This is a genomic window from Streptomyces sp. CY-1 (genome assembly GCF_047218265.1).
Lineage (GTDB): Bacteria > Actinomycetota > Actinomycetes > Streptomycetales > Streptomycetaceae > Streptomyces > Streptomyces niphimycinicus.
This window is the reverse complement of record NZ_CP178393.1, coordinates 3,253,836-3,270,078: the sequence shown is the minus strand read 5'-3', so window position 1 is coordinate 3,270,078 and position 16,243 is coordinate 3,253,836. Positions and strand designations below refer to the sequence as shown.

At 71.6% G+C, this 16,243-nt stretch carries 12 protein-coding genes; 10 read left to right on the top strand and 2 right to left on the bottom strand.

Features of this window, described 5'->3' with window-relative positions:
- Positions 1–62 precede the first annotated feature (62 nt).
- The 10 genes from ACK1X7_RS14070 (at position 63) to ACK1X7_RS14025 (ending at position 14,513) form a co-directional block, all read left to right on the top strand.
- Positions 63–890, top strand: a complete 828-nt coding sequence (locus ACK1X7_RS14070; protein WP_385144956.1) for a DsbA family protein — start codon at positions 63–65, stop codon at positions 888–890.
- Between the two features lie 70 nt (positions 891–960).
- Complete coding sequence (gene lgt, locus ACK1X7_RS14065) at positions 961–1,923, top strand: prolipoprotein diacylglyceryl transferase (protein WP_385144954.1); 963 nt, start codon at positions 961–963, stop codon at positions 1,921–1,923.
- Between the two features lie 199 nt (positions 1,924–2,122).
- Positions 2,123–2,854, top strand: a complete 732-nt coding sequence (locus ACK1X7_RS14060; protein ID WP_216343513.1) for a VIT1/CCC1 transporter family protein — start codon at positions 2,123–2,125, stop codon at positions 2,852–2,854.
- 301 nt (positions 2,855–3,155) lie between these two features.
- Positions 3,156–7,706, top strand: coding sequence for a glutamate synthase large subunit (gene gltB, locus ACK1X7_RS14055; protein ID WP_385144952.1), 4,551 nt, complete (start codon positions 3,156–3,158; stop codon positions 7,704–7,706).
- Complete coding sequence (locus ACK1X7_RS14050; protein WP_385144950.1) at positions 7,699–9,159, top strand: glutamate synthase subunit beta; 1,461 nt, start codon at positions 7,699–7,701, stop codon at positions 9,157–9,159. The genes gltB and ACK1X7_RS14050 overlap by 8 nt, the downstream gene beginning before the upstream one ends.
- A gap of 291 nt (positions 9,160–9,450) precedes the next feature.
- Positions 9,451–9,882, top strand: a complete 432-nt coding sequence (locus ACK1X7_RS14045) for a GntR family transcriptional regulator (RefSeq protein ID WP_390792956.1) — start codon at positions 9,451–9,453, stop codon at positions 9,880–9,882.
- Complete coding sequence (locus ACK1X7_RS14040) at positions 9,879–10,811, top strand: ABC transporter ATP-binding protein (protein WP_413115134.1); 933 nt, start codon at positions 9,879–9,881, stop codon at positions 10,809–10,811. Before ACK1X7_RS14045 ends, ACK1X7_RS14040 begins: the two co-directional genes overlap by 4 nt.
- A complete protein-coding gene (locus ACK1X7_RS14035) occupies positions 10,808–11,878 on the top strand; it encodes a translation initiation factor IF-2 (RefSeq protein ID WP_385144944.1) in 1,071 nt (356 codons plus the stop codon). Before ACK1X7_RS14040 ends, ACK1X7_RS14035 begins: the two co-directional genes overlap by 4 nt.
- Positions 11,875–12,936 carry a transporter gene (locus ACK1X7_RS14030; protein WP_390792957.1) on the top strand — a complete coding sequence of 354 codons (1,062 nt, stop codon included), beginning with the start codon at positions 11,875–11,877 and terminating at the stop codon, positions 12,934–12,936. Before ACK1X7_RS14035 ends, ACK1X7_RS14030 begins: the two co-directional genes overlap by 4 nt.
- A 95-nt stretch (positions 12,937–13,031) precedes the next feature.
- Positions 13,032–14,513, top strand: coding sequence for a glycosyltransferase family 39 protein (locus ACK1X7_RS14025; protein ID WP_390792958.1), 1,482 nt, complete (start codon positions 13,032–13,034; stop codon positions 14,511–14,513).
- An 84-nt stretch (positions 14,514–14,597) separates the two neighbouring features.
- Here the strand turns inward: ACK1X7_RS14025 and ACK1X7_RS14020 are convergent, their stop codons facing one another.
- Positions 14,598–15,065 (bottom strand): PPOX class F420-dependent oxidoreductase, encoded by a 468-nt coding sequence (locus tag ACK1X7_RS14020; protein ID WP_385144938.1) that lies wholly within the window; start codon positions 15,063–15,065, stop codon positions 14,598–14,600.
- Between the two features lie 150 nt (positions 15,066–15,215).
- Positions 15,216–16,103, bottom strand: a complete 888-nt coding sequence (locus ACK1X7_RS14015) for a hypothetical protein (RefSeq protein WP_385144936.1) — start codon at positions 16,101–16,103, stop codon at positions 15,216–15,218.
- Positions 16,104–16,243: the final 140 nt, after the last annotated feature.

Genomic DNA, 16,243 nt, shown 5'->3' with positions numbered 1-16,243 from the left:
CGTTAGAGGGAAGAACGGGGCGGAGGAGCCCAGCGGTGCTCCTCCGCCTCGTTGGCGAGGGCGTGAGTCAGAGAAATCGTGAGGGAAAGCGCGGCGCCCGAGAGCGCCTGCGGGAACAGCGCGAGCGGGAGCGGTCGCGCGCGAAGCGGAAGCGGACGCTGGGCGTCCTGGGGGCCGTGGTGGCCGTCCTCGCCGGGGCCGTGGGGGTGGGCATGGTCGCGTCCAGGACCGAAGACGACTCGGGCAAGTCGGGCAGCTCCGTGGTGCCGCCGCGCGGAGCGATCGGCAAGGGGCACCTGGTGATCCCCTCGGGGATGGCGGAGAAGGCGGGGCGGGCCGGGCAGGCGGACAAGGCCGGGAAGCCGGCCCCGGTGACCCTGACGGTGTACGAGGACTTCCGCTGTCCCGGGTGCAAGCAGTTCGAGGACGTCTTCCGCAAGACCGTCCACGAGCTCCAGGACGAGGGCCGGATGAAGGTCGAGTACCACCTGGTGACGATCATCGACGGCAACCTCGGCGGCACCGGTTCGGTCCGTGCGGCGAACGCGGCGGCCTGCGCCCAGGACCAGGACGCCGGGAAGTTCCGGGCGTACCACGATGTGCTCTACCGCCATCAGCCCGCGGAGACCCGGGACACCTACGCGAAGAACGCCCGGCTGATCAAGCTCGCGGACCAGGTCCCCGGGCTGGTCACCGCCGCCTTCCGGAAGTGCGTGGAGGAGGGGCGGCACGACGCCTGGGTGCGCAAGTCCAACGATGTCTTCGCGCACTCCGGCTATGCCTCCACGCCGACGGTGCTGCTGGGCGGGAAGTCCGTGTACGGCGACCCGGACAAGCCGCTGAGCCCCAACAAGCTCAAGCGCATGGTCCTCGCGGCGGCCCGGGACTGATCCTTGTTACGCAGCCGTTGCCGGGTGGGTTGCCGCATCTCCCGCCCGGCACGGTAGCGTCGGTCCTGTCATGGACCTCCTCGCTTACATTCCCAGCCCGTCGTCCGGCGTGATCTATCTCGGCCCGGTCCCGCTGCGCGGCTATGCCTTCTGCATCATCATCGGCGTCTTCGTCGCGGTCTGGCTCGGCGGGCGGCGCTGGGTCGCCCGGGGCGGCCGCGTCGGCACCGTCGCCGACATCGCCGTCTGGGCGGTGCCCTTCGGCCTGGTCGGAGGCCGCCTCTACCACGTCATCACCGATTACGAGCTGTACTTCACCGACGGCCGTGACTGGGTGGACGCGTTCAAGATCTGGCAGGGCGGCCTCGGGATCTGGGGGGCCATCGCGCTGGGCGCCCTGGGTGCCTGGATCGGCTGCCGCCGCCGGGGCATCCCGCTCCCGGCCTACGCGGACGCCATCGCGCCCGGTATCGCCTTCGCCCAGGCGATCGGCCGCTGGGGCAACTGGTTCAACCAGGAGCTGTACGGCAAGGAGACCACCCTGCCGTGGGCGCTGAAGATCGACGGCGACGCCGACGCGGGCCGGGTGGCCGGCACGTACCACCCGACCTTCCTGTACGAGTCGCTGTGGTGCATCGGCGTGGCCCTGCTGGTGATCTGGGCGGACCGTCGCTTCAAGCTGGGGCATGGCCGTGCGTTTGCCCTCTACGTCGCGGCGTACACCGTGGGCCGCTTCTGGATCGAGTACCTCCGGGTGGACGACGCCCACCATGTGCTCGGGCTGCGGCTCAACAACTGGACGTCCGTCGTGGTCTTCCTGGCCGCGGTGGCCTATCTGGTGATCTCCGCGAAGAAGTCCCCCGGCCGCGAGGAGGTCGTCGAGCCCGCCGCGGCCGAGGACGGCGCGGATGCCGGCGGCGGACCGGCCCCGGCGACCAAGGCCGAGGCGGGCGACGCCGCTCCGGCCGGGACCGGCGGGGCGGACGAAGCCGGTGCGGTGGCCGCCGAGGCGGAGCCCTCCAAGAAACCCTGACGCGCGCCGCGTCGCGTCCAATAGGACGTCCCATAGGCCGCCGGACCCCTCGGGGTTCGGCGGCCTCTTTACGTTTCCGCAGGTCAGCGAGGTAAGTTCGGCCTTCCTTGCTGGCGGAGCGGGGTAATTCGTGCGTACCTTCGAACCGTTGGGGTGGGGCCGCATCGCCGCACCCTTCTCGAAGGGAGCACATCTTCACATGTCCGTCATCGATACCGCCGAGCCCCCGCACATCGCCCACCGCGACAACCACACCCACCGTGATGTGACCGGCGGCTGGCTGCGCCCCGCCGTCTTCGGAGCCATGGACGGACTGGTCTCCAACCTCGCGCTGATGACCGGCGTGGCCGGTGGCGCGGTGGACCGGCAGACCATCGTGATCACCGGTCTGGCGGGCCTGGCGGCCGGTGCCTTCTCGATGGCCGCCGGGGAATACACCTCCGTCGCCTCCCAGCGCGAGCTGGTCGAGGCCGAGCTGGAGGTGGAGCGGGGCGAGCTGCGCAAGCACCCGGTGGACGAGCTGGAGGAGCTGGCGGCGCTCTATGTGTCGCGCGGGGTGGAGCCGGCGCTGGCCCGTGAGGTGGCCGAGCAGCTCTCCCGCGACCCCGAGCAGGCGCTGGAGATACACGCCCGCGAGGAGCTGGGCGTGGACCCGGACGATCTGCCCTCACCGCTGGTCGCCGCGGTGTCCTCGTTCGGCTCCTTCGCACTGGGCGCGCTGCTGCCGGTGCTGCCGTATCTGCTGGGCGCCTCGGCGCTGTGGCCGGCCGTGGTGCTGGCACTGATCGGGCTGTTCGGCTGCGGTGCGGCGGTGGCGCGGGTGACCGCCCGTTCCTGGTGGTACAGCGGGCTGCGGCAGCTCGCGCTGGGCGGCGCGGCGGCGGGTGTGACCTATGCCCTGGGAGCTTTGTTCGGAACGGCCGTAGGATGACAGGCATACGGTGAGCCGCATAACTACGCCGTTACTCCTCGGTTTCGATCCTTTTGCGGGCGGGCATAAGCCGAAAGCGCTTGGGCAGAGTCGCCCGGTCCGCGCTATGGCGACGCTGGTCGCCCCATCCGCTACCGCCCGTATTGCCTGACATCACCCCACCCTTGGGGTGTCCGAATGATGGAACGGAATTTCCACTTCCCGAGATTCAACCCATCATGTAACCTGCACGAAATTCTCGCGGAGGGCCAACGTCGTCCCTCGGCACACGCAAAATGCCATGACGACGACGGGAGAGCCGATGCGTTCCGCATCCCACCCCGCCCGCCAGGGGATGTACGACCCGCGCAATGAGCACGACGCCTGTGGCGTCGGCTTCGTGGCGACCCTCACCGGCGAGGCCAGCCATGAGCTCGTGGAGCAGGCTCTCACTGTGCTGAGGAACCTCGAGCACCGCGGCGCCACCGGTTCCGAGCCCGACTCGGGCGATGGCGCGGGCATCCTCGTCCAGGTTCCGGACGCCTTCCTGCGGGCCAGTGTGACCGGCTTCGAGCTGCCCGAGGCCGGTGCCTACGCGGTGGGCATCGCGTTCCTCCCGGAGGGCGAGAGCGAGAGCGCGGCCGCCGCGGAGCACATCGAGCGGCTCGCCGCCGAGGAGGGCCTGACCGTCCTCGGCTGGCGCGAGGTGCCCGTCGCCCCCGAGCTGCTGGGCAATGGCGCCCGTTCCACCATGCCCGCCTTCCGCCAGCTCTTCGTCGCCGACGGCACCAGCACCGGCGTGGCCCTGGACCGCACCGCGTTCGTGCTGCGCAAGCGCGCCGAGCGCGAGGCCGGGGTCTACTTCCCCTCGCTGTCCGCCCGCACCCTGGTCTACAAGGGCATGCTGACCACCGGCCAGCTCGAGCCGTTCTTCCCGGACCTGTCCGACCGCCGCTTCGCCACCGCCGTCGCGCTGGTCCACTCCCGGTTCTCCACCAACACCTTCCCGAGCTGGCCGCTGGCCCACCCGTACCGCTTCGTCGCCCACAACGGTGAGATCAACACCGTCCAGGGCAACCGCAACTGGATGCGCGCCCGGGAGTCCCAGCTCGTCAGCGACCTGTTCGGGGAGAAGGGGCTGGAGCGGATCTTCCCCCTCTGCACCCCGGACGCCTCCGACTCGGCGACCTTCGACGAGGTCCTGGAGCTGCTCCACCTCGGCGGCCGCTCGCTGCCGCACTCGGTGCTGATGATGGTCCCCGAGGCGTGGGAGAACCACCCCTCCATGGACCCGGCCCGGCGCGCCTTCTACCAGTACCACTCCACGATGATGGAGCCCTGGGACGGCCCGGCCTGTGTCACCTTCACCGACGGCGTCCAGGTCGGCGCCGTGCTGGACCGCAACGGTCTGCGGCCCGGGCGCTACTGGGTCACCGACGAGGGCCTGGTCGTGCTCTCCTCCGAGGTCGGCGTCCTGGACATCGACCCGGCCAGGGTGGTCCGCAAGGGCCGGCTCCAGCCGGGCCGGATGTTCCTGGTCGACACCGCCGAGCACCGCATCATCGAGGACGACGAGATCAAGGCCGAGCTGGCCGCCGAGCAGCCGTACGGCGAATGGCTCGAGGCCGGTCTGATCGACCTGGCCGACCTCCCCGAGCGCGAGCACATCGTGCACACCCACGCCTCGGTCACCCGCCGCCAGCAGACCTTCGGCTACACCGAGGAGGAGCTGCGCGTCCTGCTCGCGCCGATGGCCAAGGCCGGCGCCGAGCCGATCGGCTCGATGGGCACCGACTCGCCGATCGCCGCCCTCTCCGACCGGCCGCGGCTGCTGTTCGACTACTTCACCCAGTTGTTCGCGCAGGTCACCAACCCGCCGCTGGACGCGATCCGCGAGGAGCTGGTCACCTCGCTGATCTCCTCGCTGGGCCCGCAGGGCAATCTGCTGGAGCCGACCGCGGCCTCCTGCCGCAGCGTCACCCTGCCCTTCCCGGTGATCGACAACGATGAGCTGGCCAAGCTCATCCACATCAACGCCGACGGGGACATGCCGGGCCTCAAGGCGGCCAATCTCTCGGGCCTGTACCGGGTCGGCGGCGGCGGTCAGGCGCTCGCCGCCCGGCTGGACGAGATCTGCGCCGAGGCCGACCGCGCCATCGAGGACGGCGCCCGGCTGATCGTGCTCTCCGACCGCCACTCGGACGCCGAGCACGCCCCGATCCCCTCGCTGCTGCTCACCTCCGCGGTCCACCACCACCTCATCGGTACCAAGCAGCGCACCCAGGTGGGGCTGCTGGTCGAGGCGGGCGACGTCCGCGAGGTGCACCATGTCGCGCTGCTGATCGGCTACGGCGCCGCGGCCGTCAACCCGTACCTGGCCATGGAGTCGGTCGAGGACCTGGTCCGGGCAGGGACGTTCCTGCCCGGTGTCGAGGCCGATACCGCGATCAAGAACCTCATCAAGGCGCTCGGCAAGGGCGTCCTGAAGGTGATGTCCAAGATGGGCATCTCGACCGTGGCCTCCTACCGGGGCGCGCAGGTCTTCGAGGCCGTCGGCCTGGACGAGTCCTTCGTGGACACCTACTTCCACGGCACCGCCACCAAGATCGGCGGCGCGGGCCTGGATGTCGTCGCCAAGGAGGTCGCCGCCCGCCACGCCAAGGCGTACCCCGCCTCCGGCGTCCCCTCCGCCCACCGCACGCTGGAGATCGGCGGCGAGTATCAGTGGCGCCGCGAGGGCGAGCCGCATCTCTTCGACCCCGAGACGGTCTTCCGGCTCCAGCACTCCACCCGGTCGCGTCGCTACGACATCTTCAAGAAGTACACCGAGCGGGTGAACGAGCAGTCCGAGCGGCTGATGACGCTGCGCGGCCTGTTCTCCTTCAAGGGCGAGCGGCCCTCGATCCCGATTGACGAGGTCGAGTCCGTCGGCGAGATCGTCAAGCGGTTCTCCACCGGCGCCATGTCGTACGGCTCCATCTCCCAGGAGGCGCACGAAACCCTCGCCATCGCCATGAACCAATTGGGCGGCAAGTCCAACACCGGTGAGGGTGGCGAGGACTCCGACCGGCTGCACGACCCCGCCCGGCGCTCGTCGATCAAGCAGGTGGCCTCCGGCCGCTTCGGCGTGACCAGCGAATACCTGGTCAACTCCGATGACATCCAGATCAAGATGGCGCAGGGCGCCAAGCCCGGCGAGGGCGGCCAGCTTCCCGGCCACAAGGTCTACCCCTGGGTCGCCAAGACCCGGCACTCCACCCCGGGCGTCGGACTGATCTCCCCGCCGCCGCACCACGACATCTACTCGATCGAGGATCTCGCCCAGCTCATCCACGACCTGAAGAACGCCAACCCGCAGGCCCGGATCCACGTCAAGCTGGTCTCCGAGGTCGGCGTCGGCACGGTGGCCGCGGGCGTCTCCAAGGCCCACGCCGATGTGGTGCTGATCTCCGGCCACGACGGCGGCACCGGTGCCTCGCCGCTCACCTCGCTCAAGCACGCGGGCGGCCCCTGGGAGCTCGGCCTCGCCGAGACCCAGCAGACGCTGCTGCTCAACGGGTTGCGCGACCGCATCGTGGTGCAGACCGACGGCCAGCTCAAGACCGGCCGTGACGTGGTCATCGCCGCGCTGCTCGGTGCCGAGGAGTTCGGCTTCGCCACCGCGCCGCTGGTGGTCTCCGGCTGCGTCATGATGCGCGTCTGCCACCTGGACACCTGCCCGGTCGGCATCGCCACCCAGAACCCGGTGCTGCGCGAGCGCTACAGCGGCAAGGCCGAGTTCGTGGTGAACTTCTTCGAGTTCATCGCCGAGGAGGTCCGCGAGATCCTCGCCGAGCTGGGCTTCCGCACCCTGGACGAGGCCATCGGCCACGCCGAGCTGCTGGACACCGCCCGCGCCGTCCAGCACTGGAAGGCCCAGGGCCTGGACCTCGCCCCGCTGCTGTACGTGCCCGAGCTGCCCGAGGGCGCCGTCCGCCACCAGGCGATCGCGCAGGACCACGGCCTGGCCAAGGCGCTCGACAACCAACTGATCAAGCTGGCCGCCGACGCGCTGAACGCCGAGAGCGCCGAGGCCGCCCAGCCGGTCCGCGCCCAGGTCGCGATCCGCAACATCAACCGGACCGTCGGCACCATGCTCGGCCATGAGGTGACCCGGACCTTCGGTGGCGCGGGCCTGCCCGACGACACCATCGACATCACCTTCACCGGCTCGGCCGGCCAGTCCTTCGGCGCGTTCGTGCCCAGGGGCGTCACCCTGCGGCTCGAAGGCGACGCCAACGACTACGTGGGCAAGGGCCTGTCCGGCGGCCGGATCGTCGTCCGCCCGGACCGGGGCGCGGACCACCTCGCCGAGTACTCCACCATCGCGGGCAACACCCTCGCGTACGGCGCGACCGGCGGTGAGATGTTCCTGCGCGGCCGGGTCGGCGAGCGGTTCTGCGTGCGCAACTCCGGCGCCACCGTCGTCTCCGAGGGCGTGGGCGACCACGGCTGTGAGTACATGACCGGCGGCCACGCGCTCGTCCTCGGGCCCACCGGCCGCAACTTCGCGGCCGGTATGTCCGGCGGCATCGCGTATGTGATCGACCTCGACCCGGACAACGTCAACGTCGATCTGCGCAGCGCCCTCGGCGCGCTGGACGACACCGACAAGCAGTGGCTGCACGACGCGGTGCGCCGCCACCACGAGGAGACCGGCTCCACCGTCGCGGGCGCGCTGCTCGACGACTGGGAGACCGCCCTCACCCGCTTCAGCAAGATCATCCCCGCTACGTACCAGGCCGTGCTCGCCGCCAAGGACGCCGCCGAGCGAGCCGGGCTCTCCGAGTCCGAGACCACCGAGAAGATGATGGAGGCGGCGATCAATGGCTGACCCCAAGGGCTTCCTGACCACTGGCCGAGAGGTCGCCGAGACCCGCCCGGTGGACGAGCGCGTCAAGGACTGGAACGAGGTCTACGTCCCCGGCTCGCTGCTGCCGATCATCAGCAAGCAGGCCGGACGCTGCATGGACTGCGGCATCCCGTTCTGTCACAACGGCTGTCCGCTGGGAAACCTCATCCCCGAGTGGAACGACTACGCCTACCGGCAGGACTGGCGCGAGGCCAGCGAGCGGCTGCACGCGACCAACAACTTCCCGGAGTTCACCGGGCGGCTGTGCCCGGCCCCGTGCGAGTCGGCCTGTGTGCTCGGTATCAACCAGCCCGCGGTGACCATCAAGAACGTCGAGGTCACCATCATCGACAAGGCGTGGGACGCGGGCGATGTCACCCCGCAGCCGCCCGAGCGGCTCAGCGGCAAGACCGTCGCCGTCATCGGCTCGGGCCCGGCGGGCCTGGCCGCCGCCCAGCAGCTCACCCGGGCCGGTCACACGGTCGCCGTCTATGAGCGGGCCGACCGCATCGGCGGGCTGCTGCGCTATGGCATCCCCGAGTTCAAGATGGAGAAGCGGCACATCAACCGCCGTATCGAGCAGATGCGCGCGGAGGGCACCAAGTTCCGCACCGAGACGGAGATCGGCCGCGACATCGACGCGGCCAAGCTGCGCAAGCGGTACGACGCCGTGGTCATCGCGGCCGGCGCCACCACCTCGCGCGACCTGCCGGCCCCCGGCCGGGAGCTGAACGGCATCCACTTCGCGATGGAGTATCTGCCGCTCGCCAACAAGGTGCAGGAGGGCGACCTCACCACCGCCCCCATCACCGCCGAGGGCAAGCATGTCGTGGTCATCGGCGGCGGCGACACCGGCGCGGACTGCGTCGGCACCGCCCACCGCCAGGGCGCCGCCTCCGTCACCCAGCTCGAGATCATGCCCCGGCCCGGCGATGAGCGGAGCGCGGGCCAGCCCTGGCCGACCTTCCCCATGCTCTACAAGGTCACCTCGGCGCACGAGGAGGGCGGGGAGCGGATCTACTCCGTCTCCACCACCCACTTCGAGGGCGACGAGGACGGCAATGTCCAGTGGCTGCATCTGATCGAGGTGGAGTTCAAGGACGGCAAGCTGGAGCAGCAGCCGGGCACCGAGCGGAAGATCCCGGCCCAGTTGGTCACCCTCGCCATGGGCTTCACCGGCACCGACCAGAAGAACGGCCTGGTCGAGCAGTTCGGCCTGGAGCTGGACGAGCGCGGCAACATCGCGCGCGACGCCGACTTCGCCACCAATGTGCCGGGTGTCTTCGTGGCCGGTGACGCGGGCCGCGGCCAGTCGCTGATCGTCTGGGCCATCGCCGAGGGCCGCTCCGCGGCGCGCGGGGTGGACCGCTATCTGGCCGGGGCCAGCGAACTGCCCGCCCCGATCCGCCCCACCGACCGGGCCCTCATGGTCTGACCGGTCCAACCCCTGCCGGTCTTCCCGGCTTCGGTCTCCTGGGACTCCCGGGGACTTCTGGGACTGGACTCCCGGATTCCTGGATCTCCGCCCGTACAACGGCGTACGGACCGGCCGCGCGGCGCCTTCCCCCTACCCGACCAGGGGGGAGGCGCCGCGTGGCGTTTGCGGTCGGCATCCGCTCAGTGGTCGACCTTCGCTCAGTGGTCGGCCTCCGCTCAGGAGTTGACATTGTCTCGGGCGCGCTCCACCATCATTCCACTAACTGATTAGTGAAAGGGTGGTGGACGGATGGTCGAGTACCGCATCGACCGGCGCAGCGGCATCGCCACCTATCTACAGATCGTCCAGCAGACCAAACAGGCGCTCCGCCTCGGACTGCTTGAGCCCGGGGACCGGCTGCCCACGGCCAGGGAGGTCGTCGCGGCCACCGCCATCAACCCCAACACCGTCCTGAAGGCATACCGCGAGCTGGAGCGCGAAGGGCTGGTCGAGCCCCGGCCGGGCCTGGGCACCTTCGTCCGCCGGTCGCTGGCCCGGCCCGGCGCCGCCGCGGACTCACCGCTGCGCGCGGAGCTCGCCGACTGGACCGACCGGGCCCGCGCCGCCGGGCTCGGCCGCGAGGACGTGACGGCGCTGGTGGCCTCGGTCCTCGAAGAGCGTTTCGGCGAGACCGCCACCCTCAGCGGGAGTGGCCACGAGGAAGACGGTGAGAACCGGTGACCGACGAGATCGACGCGGCCGGCGCACTGGAGGCGTCCGGGCTGGGCAAGAAGTACCGGCGCGGCTGGGCGCTGAGAGATGCCGCCTTCCACCTGCCCGCCGGGCGGATCTGCGCGCTGGTGGGCCCCAACGGCTCCGGTAAGAGCACCCTGCTGTCCCTCGCCGCCGGTCTGCTGACCCCGACCACCGGCACGCTGCGGGTCTTCGGCCGGCCGCCCTCCGCGCCCGCCGCCCGCGAGCGCGTCGCCTTCGTCGCCCAGGACAAGCCGCTCTACCCGCGCTTCTCCGTCGCCGACACCCTGCGCCTGGGCCGGGAGCTGAATCCCCGCTGGGACCAGCAGGCCGCCGAACGGGTGGTGGAGGAGGCCGAGGTGCCGCTGTCCGCCCGCGTCGGCTCGCTCTCCGGCGGCCAGCGCACCTGTGTGGCCCTGGCCCTCGCCCTCGGCAAACGCGCCGATCTGCTCCTCCTGGACGAGCCGATGTCCGATCAGGACCCGCTGCGCCGCCGCCGGATGATGGGCGTGCTGATGGCGGAGGCCGCCGAACGCGGCACCGGTGTGGTCATCTCCACCCATGTGCTCGCCGAACTCGACGGAGTCTGCGACTACCTGCTGCTGATGGGCGGCGGCCGGATCCGCCTGGCGGGCGAGACGGACAAGATCCAGGCCGCCCACCGCCTCGTCACCGGCCCGAGCGCGACCGGCGGCGGAACACCGGCCGCGCTCGCCCGCCACACCGTGGTCGAGACCCGTACGACAGGCCGTCAGCTCACCGCGCTGATACGCCCGGAGGGCGCCGCGGCCGAGGACGGCTGGATCGTCAGCGAACCCTCCCTCGAAGAGATCCTGCTCGGCTATCTGCGCGCTCCCGACGCCCCGCCGCTGCTCGCGGACGACACGCGGACGCCAGATACGGAGGTGGGGGCATGAGCACGGTCGGCATCCGGCTCGCCGCACCCGGCGCCCGGCCCCGCACCCGAGGACTGGTGTGGCTGGTGGCGCGCCAGCACCGGGCCGCCCTCTGGGCGGGCCTGGCCGTGGTCGTGGCGATCGCCGCGTACATCGTCTGGCAGCGCGCCGAGATGGTCGGCTATGCGCGGGCGCACGATATCCAGGGCTGCGCGGACTGGGGCCGGGAGCGGCTCTGCCACGGCAGGGAGACCGATCCCGCCAAGGGAACTACCCCGACTGTCGAGGCGCTCCGCCACCTCAGCGACACCTACCGCACACCGCTGCTCAACACCGGACGGCTGCTCATCGCGCTGCCCGCGCTGATCGGCGTCTTCATCGGCGCGCCCCTGTTCGCCCGGGAGTTGGAGATGGGCACCCACCAGGTGGTGTGGACCCAGTCCGTCGGCAGGACCCGCTGGCTCATCGCCAAACTCGCGGTCCCCCTCGTCGCCGTCACGGCCGGCACCGCGGTCCTCGCGGCCCTCTACACCTGGTGGTGGCGGGCGGCCCGGGTCCAATTCCCGGACATTGCCTGGGGCAGCACCGCGCCGTTCGACGCGACCGGCCCCGCGGCCGTCGCCCTCACCCCGCCGGCCTTCCTCCTCGGCGCGGCCGCCGGACTGCTGCTGCGGCGTACCCTGCCCGCGATGGTGCTCACCCTGGGGGCCGGCGCCGGTGCCCTGTACGGGCTCGACGCTCTGCGCCCCCATCTGATGACGCCGCGGACGATCGTCTCCGACCCCTCCGGAAGCATGCCCGAGATCTCCGACACCGCGTGGCGTGGCATGGGCCACGGCTATCTGTCCCGGGCCGGGGAGAAGCTCCCCCTGGACCGCTGCTCGTCCGCCGTCGGTGCGGACGGCTGGGACCGCTGCTTCGCCCGGCTAGGCGTCACCAAGAGGTGGTACGAGGAGCTGCACCCGGCGAGCCACTACTGGCCCATGCAGTGGATGCAGGCCGGGATCTGCCTGGCCGTGGCCGTCGCGCTCGCCGCGTTCTGCGTGTGGTGGATCCGGCGGCGACCCGCGGTGAAGGAGGCGGTATGAAGACCGGAACCGCCACCCGCCCGGGCCCGCCGCACACCGGCTCCCCTTCCAGGCCGCGCCACACCGGCTCCCCGCTGAGCCCGCGCGGTCCGCTCTGGCTGGCCTGGCGCCGCCAGCGGACCGTCCTGGTGACGGGCGGGGTGCTGATCCTCGCCCTCGCCGGATATCTCGTGCACCAGCGCACCGGCATGGCCGCCCTGATCCACGACCGGGGCGTCGCCGACTGCCGGATATGGCGCGACTGCAATGGGACGCCCCTGGGGTCCTCGGACGAGCTGTCCGAGGCGTTCGTCCGGCTGGAGACCTACCGCGCGGCGCTGCTCGACACCGCACGGCTGCTGCTCGCGATCCCCGCGGTCATCGGGGCCTTCGTCGGCGCACCGCTGATCGCGCGCGAATTCGAGAGCGGCACCGCCGCGCTCGTCTGGTCCCAGTCGGTCGGCAGGGTGCGCTGGCTCATCGCCACGCTCGCCCTCCCCGTCGTCGCCACCCTGGCCGCCACCACCCTGCTGGCCGCGCTGTTCACCTGGTGGTGGTGGCCGGTGCGCGGCACCTTCCCGGACGTCCACTGGGGCGACACCCTGCCCTTCGACGTGATGGGCCCGGCCTTCGTATCGCTGTCCCTGCTGTCCCTCCTGCTCGGCACGGCCTTCGGCCTGGTGCTCCGGCGGACGCTGCCCGCCATGGCCTGCACCCTCGCCGTCACCGCCGGTGTCGTGTACGGCCTCCAGCAGTTGCGCCCGCATCTGATGCCCCGGCTCACCGTGACGGCGGGCGTCCACGTCCACGCGGAGGCGCCGTTCGGCGGGTGGTACATCGGCTCGGGGTATCTCGACGGGACCGGTGCCAGGGTCGACGGATCGGTCTGCCAGGGGCTCGGCGGGTGGCCGGCCATCTTCCGCTGCCTCGACCGCCGCCACCTGGCCGAAGAGTATGAGGACTACCACCCCATCGGGCACTTCTGGTCCATGCAGTGGATCCAGGCTGGGATCTGCCTGGCCGTGGCCGTCACGCTCGCCGCGTTCTGCGTGTGGTGGATCGGGCGCAGACGGGCCTGACCAGCGCCCCGCCACCACGGTTCCGCACCCTTCCACGGCTCCCGAGCCCTCCTGCGGCTCCTCACCCTCCCGCTCCGATCGGAGTCCCCTTCCCCATGGCCATCTCGCCCGCCCTCGACACCGCCCGGGGCGTCCCACGCGTCCACCCGGCGCCCCCGGTGCGCCGCCGCCCCGGCCCGGCCGTCGTCGCGCTCGCCCCGGCCGGGCTGGCGCTGGCGCTCGGGCTGTGGGGGATCCGCCGGGAGCACAGCATGTGGCGGGACGAGTCGACGACGTACCAGGTCGCGCACCGTAGCGTCGGCGAGATCGGCCATCTGCTCGGCAACGCCGATGTGGCGCACGGCCTCTACTACCTGCTGATGCACGCCGTCTTCGCCCTCTGGGACGGCGGACTGCTCGCCCTGCGGCTCCCCTCGGTCCTGGCCATGGCCGCCACCGCGGCCGGGGTGGGACTGCTCGGCCAGCGGCTCGCCGGGCCCCGCGCCGGACTCGTCGCCGGGCTGGCCTTCCCGCTGGCCCCGGCGGTGCAGCGGTACGCACAGGAGGGGCGGTCGTACGCCCTGGTCAGCGCCGCCGTCGTCGCGGCCACGCATCTGCTGCTGAGCGCGGTGGCCAGGCCCCGCAAGCGCACCTGGGCCGGATACGCCGCCGTCGCCTCGCTGGCCTGTCTGCTGCACGAGTTCGCGATCCTGGCCGTCGCCGCGCACGGCGTCGTGCTGTACCGGGCCCGGGTGGGCGCGCGGTCCGGCTGGGCGTGGGGGCAGGCGGCCTCCGTGGTGGCCGTGGTGCTGGCACCGCTGGTGATCGTCAGTCAGCAGCAGGCGGCGCTGGTGGGCTGGATCTCCGCGCCGGGCCCGCCCGAACTGTTCGGCTTCGGGGCGCTCGCCCTGACCGGCCTCGTCTGCGCCCGGGGACCACTGCCCGCCCGGGGCCCCGTTCCGCTGCGCGACCTCGCCCTGGCGCTGCTGATCCTGCCACCGGCCGCGCTGATGGCCGTGTCGTATCTCCATCCGCTCTACGTCGACCGGTATGTGCTCTACGCCCATGTCGGGCTCGCACTGCTGATCGGCGCCCGGCTGGACGCGCTGTCGCGCACCCTCGCCGTTCCTCGGGCGCTGGCCGGGGGACTGGCGGTGGCCGCCGTGGCGGCCCTGCTGCCGTACTCGCTCCAACTGAGGACCCCGGGGAGCCGGCTCGACAACACCCTCGCGGCCGCGCGCGCCGTACGGGAGCTGGGGCGGCCCGGTGACGGGGTGCTCTTCCTGCCCGCGCGGCGCCGGGAGCCGATCATGTCCAGCCCGGAGGAGTTCCGGGGGCTGCGGGAGCTGGCGCTGGCCCGGCGCGCGATCCCCTCGGGCACACTGCACGGCATCGAGCTGCCCGCACCGCGGATCCGGGCCCGGATGCTGACGGCCGGGCGGATCGTCACGGTGAACGACCCACCCGGCCAGCCGCTGGACGAGACCCCTCAGGAGCGGGTGAAACGGGAGGTGCTCGCGGAGCACTTCCACCGATGCGCCGTCAGGGACGTCACCGGGATGCGGATCGTGCTCTACGGGCGCGCGGGGCGGTGCTGAGCGCTCGGGGTGCGCGCGGTGCCGAGCGCTCGGGGCGCGCATGCGGTGCCGAGCGCCTACGCCCCGCGGCTTCCAGCGGAGCGCTCAGCTCTCGACCAGCCGGGCCGGGAAGCCGCCCGTGGCGACCGGGCCCCAGCGCTCGGGAGTGACCCGGATCAGCGACTTGCCCTGCTTGCGCATGGCCTCGCGGTACTCGTCCCAGTCCGGGTGCTCGCCCGCGATATTGCGGTAGTACTCGACCAGCGGCTCGACGGACTCCGGGGTGTCGACCACTTCGGCGGTGCCGTCGATCTGCACCCAGGGGCCGTTCCATTCGTCGGACAGCACGACGAGGCTCACGGCCGGTTCGCGCTTGACGTTGCGCACCTTGGCGCGCTCGGGGTAGGTGGACATGACGATACGGCCGGAGTCGTCGACTCCGCAGGTCAGCGGGGACGCCTGGGGCGAGCCGTCCGTCCGGCGGGTCATCAGCAGCGCACGGTGGCGCGGGCGGACGAACTCCAGCAGTTCATCGAGGCCGACACGGGTGTTGGTGGCGATGGAGGGGCTCATGCAGGCGAGCGTACGACGTCGAGCGCACTCCAAGCCCGCACGGCCACGGACCGGACCGGCGCCGCGTCGGATCTGTCGTGAGCTGCCGCTTCACGTGCCGCGTGACATGTCCCGGCAGGTGTCGCGTGACATGTCCCGTCACATGTCCCGTCAGGTGTCGCACTCCAGCACCGTGCGGCACAGCCCGCAGCGGGCCCGCACCCGGCCGCGCACCGGGACCCGGATGCGCTGACGGCAGGTCGGGCAGGGGAAGGAGACGCTCAGCGGAGGGCCGCTGTCGAAGGCGTAGTCGCCTCCGGTGGGGGAGGGGTCGCCGGACTGGGCCGACCGGCGGTCCTTGGCGTAGCGGCGGCGGCCGGTCCACCCGGCGGCGGCGAGCGGCGGCCGGGCCTGGTCGTGGCGCGCCAGCTCCAGCCCCTTGGCGTACGCCGCGTACGCCTGCGGAGAGGTGAACCAGGGGGAGGGGTCCTCATCGAAGAGCAGCGCCCGCTTGGCCAGCACGTAGCCGAACTCCTCCGGCGTCAGATAGCCCAGTTTCTGGCTGGAAAGCGAGTCCTGACGGAAGGCGTCGAGCAGCAACCAGCCCGTGCCGAGATAGGCGGCGGTGGTGTCGGTGAGGATTTCGTTGTCGCGTGTGCCGGGGAACGACAGGTCGAGGCGGTGCAGATACACATGCGTGACCTCATGGGCGAGGGCCGCGCCGATGTCCCGACGGTGGGTCTTGAAGCGGGAGTTGAGCTCGATGAAGTACTCCGGGCCCGCGGCGAGCTCCACGTTTCCCGCATGCCGCATCTCCCGGAAGCTCACGATCATCCGGGCGTCGGGCAGCCGCAGATGCCGCACCATCACCCCGGCCACCCGCTGAACGCCCAGGTAGAGGTCGTCCTGGTCGGAGAAGGCCACATCGCCGGGGACCACGCTGAGCCCGAAGGTGTCCACCGTGTCGCGGGACAGGCGGCGGTAGAGCGCGGCGATCGAGGCCCGGACGGTGTCCAGGTGGGGAAAGCCGTGCTCGATGTCGCTGCCCGGTGCCGCCACGCCGTCACCCCGTGCCCGTCGCCAGCCGTGCGCCCTGTCTCATCTCAACCTTACGGTCGTTCGGTGGGGCGGCGGGTAGGCCGCGCTGGCTGAAAACCGACCCTTGTCACCCCGTTCACCCGCTCCACATAATCACAGGG

Bases quoted from the DNA above. Each gene is read 5' to 3' on its own strand.
- lgt (WP_385144954.1), top strand. From the start codon at position 961: ATGGACCTCCTCGCTTACATTCCCAGCCCGTCGTCCGGCGTGATCTAT.
- ACK1X7_RS14060 (WP_216343513.1), top strand. From the start codon at position 2,123: ATGTCCGTCATCGATACCGCCGAGCCCCCGCACATCGCCCACCGCGAC.
- gltB (WP_385144952.1), top strand. From the start codon at position 3,156: ATGCGTTCCGCATCCCACCCCGCCCGCCAGGGGATGTACGACCCGCGC.
- ACK1X7_RS14050 (WP_385144950.1), top strand. From the start codon at position 7,699: ATGGCTGACCCCAAGGGCTTCCTGACCACTGGCCGAGAGGTCGCCGAG.
- ACK1X7_RS14045 (WP_390792956.1), top strand. From the start codon at position 9,451: ATGGTCGAGTACCGCATCGACCGGCGCAGCGGCATCGCCACCTATCTA.
- ACK1X7_RS14035 (WP_385144944.1), top strand. From the start codon at position 10,808: ATGAGCACGGTCGGCATCCGGCTCGCCGCACCCGGCGCCCGGCCCCGC.
- ACK1X7_RS14030 (WP_390792957.1), top strand. From the start codon at position 11,875: ATGAAGACCGGAACCGCCACCCGCCCGGGCCCGCCGCACACCGGCTCC.
- ACK1X7_RS14025 (WP_390792958.1), top strand. From the start codon at position 13,032: ATGGCCATCTCGCCCGCCCTCGACACCGCCCGGGGCGTCCCACGCGTC.
- ACK1X7_RS14020 (WP_385144938.1), bottom strand. From the start codon at position 15,065: ATGAGCCCCTCCATCGCCACCAACACCCGTGTCGGCCTCGATGAACTG.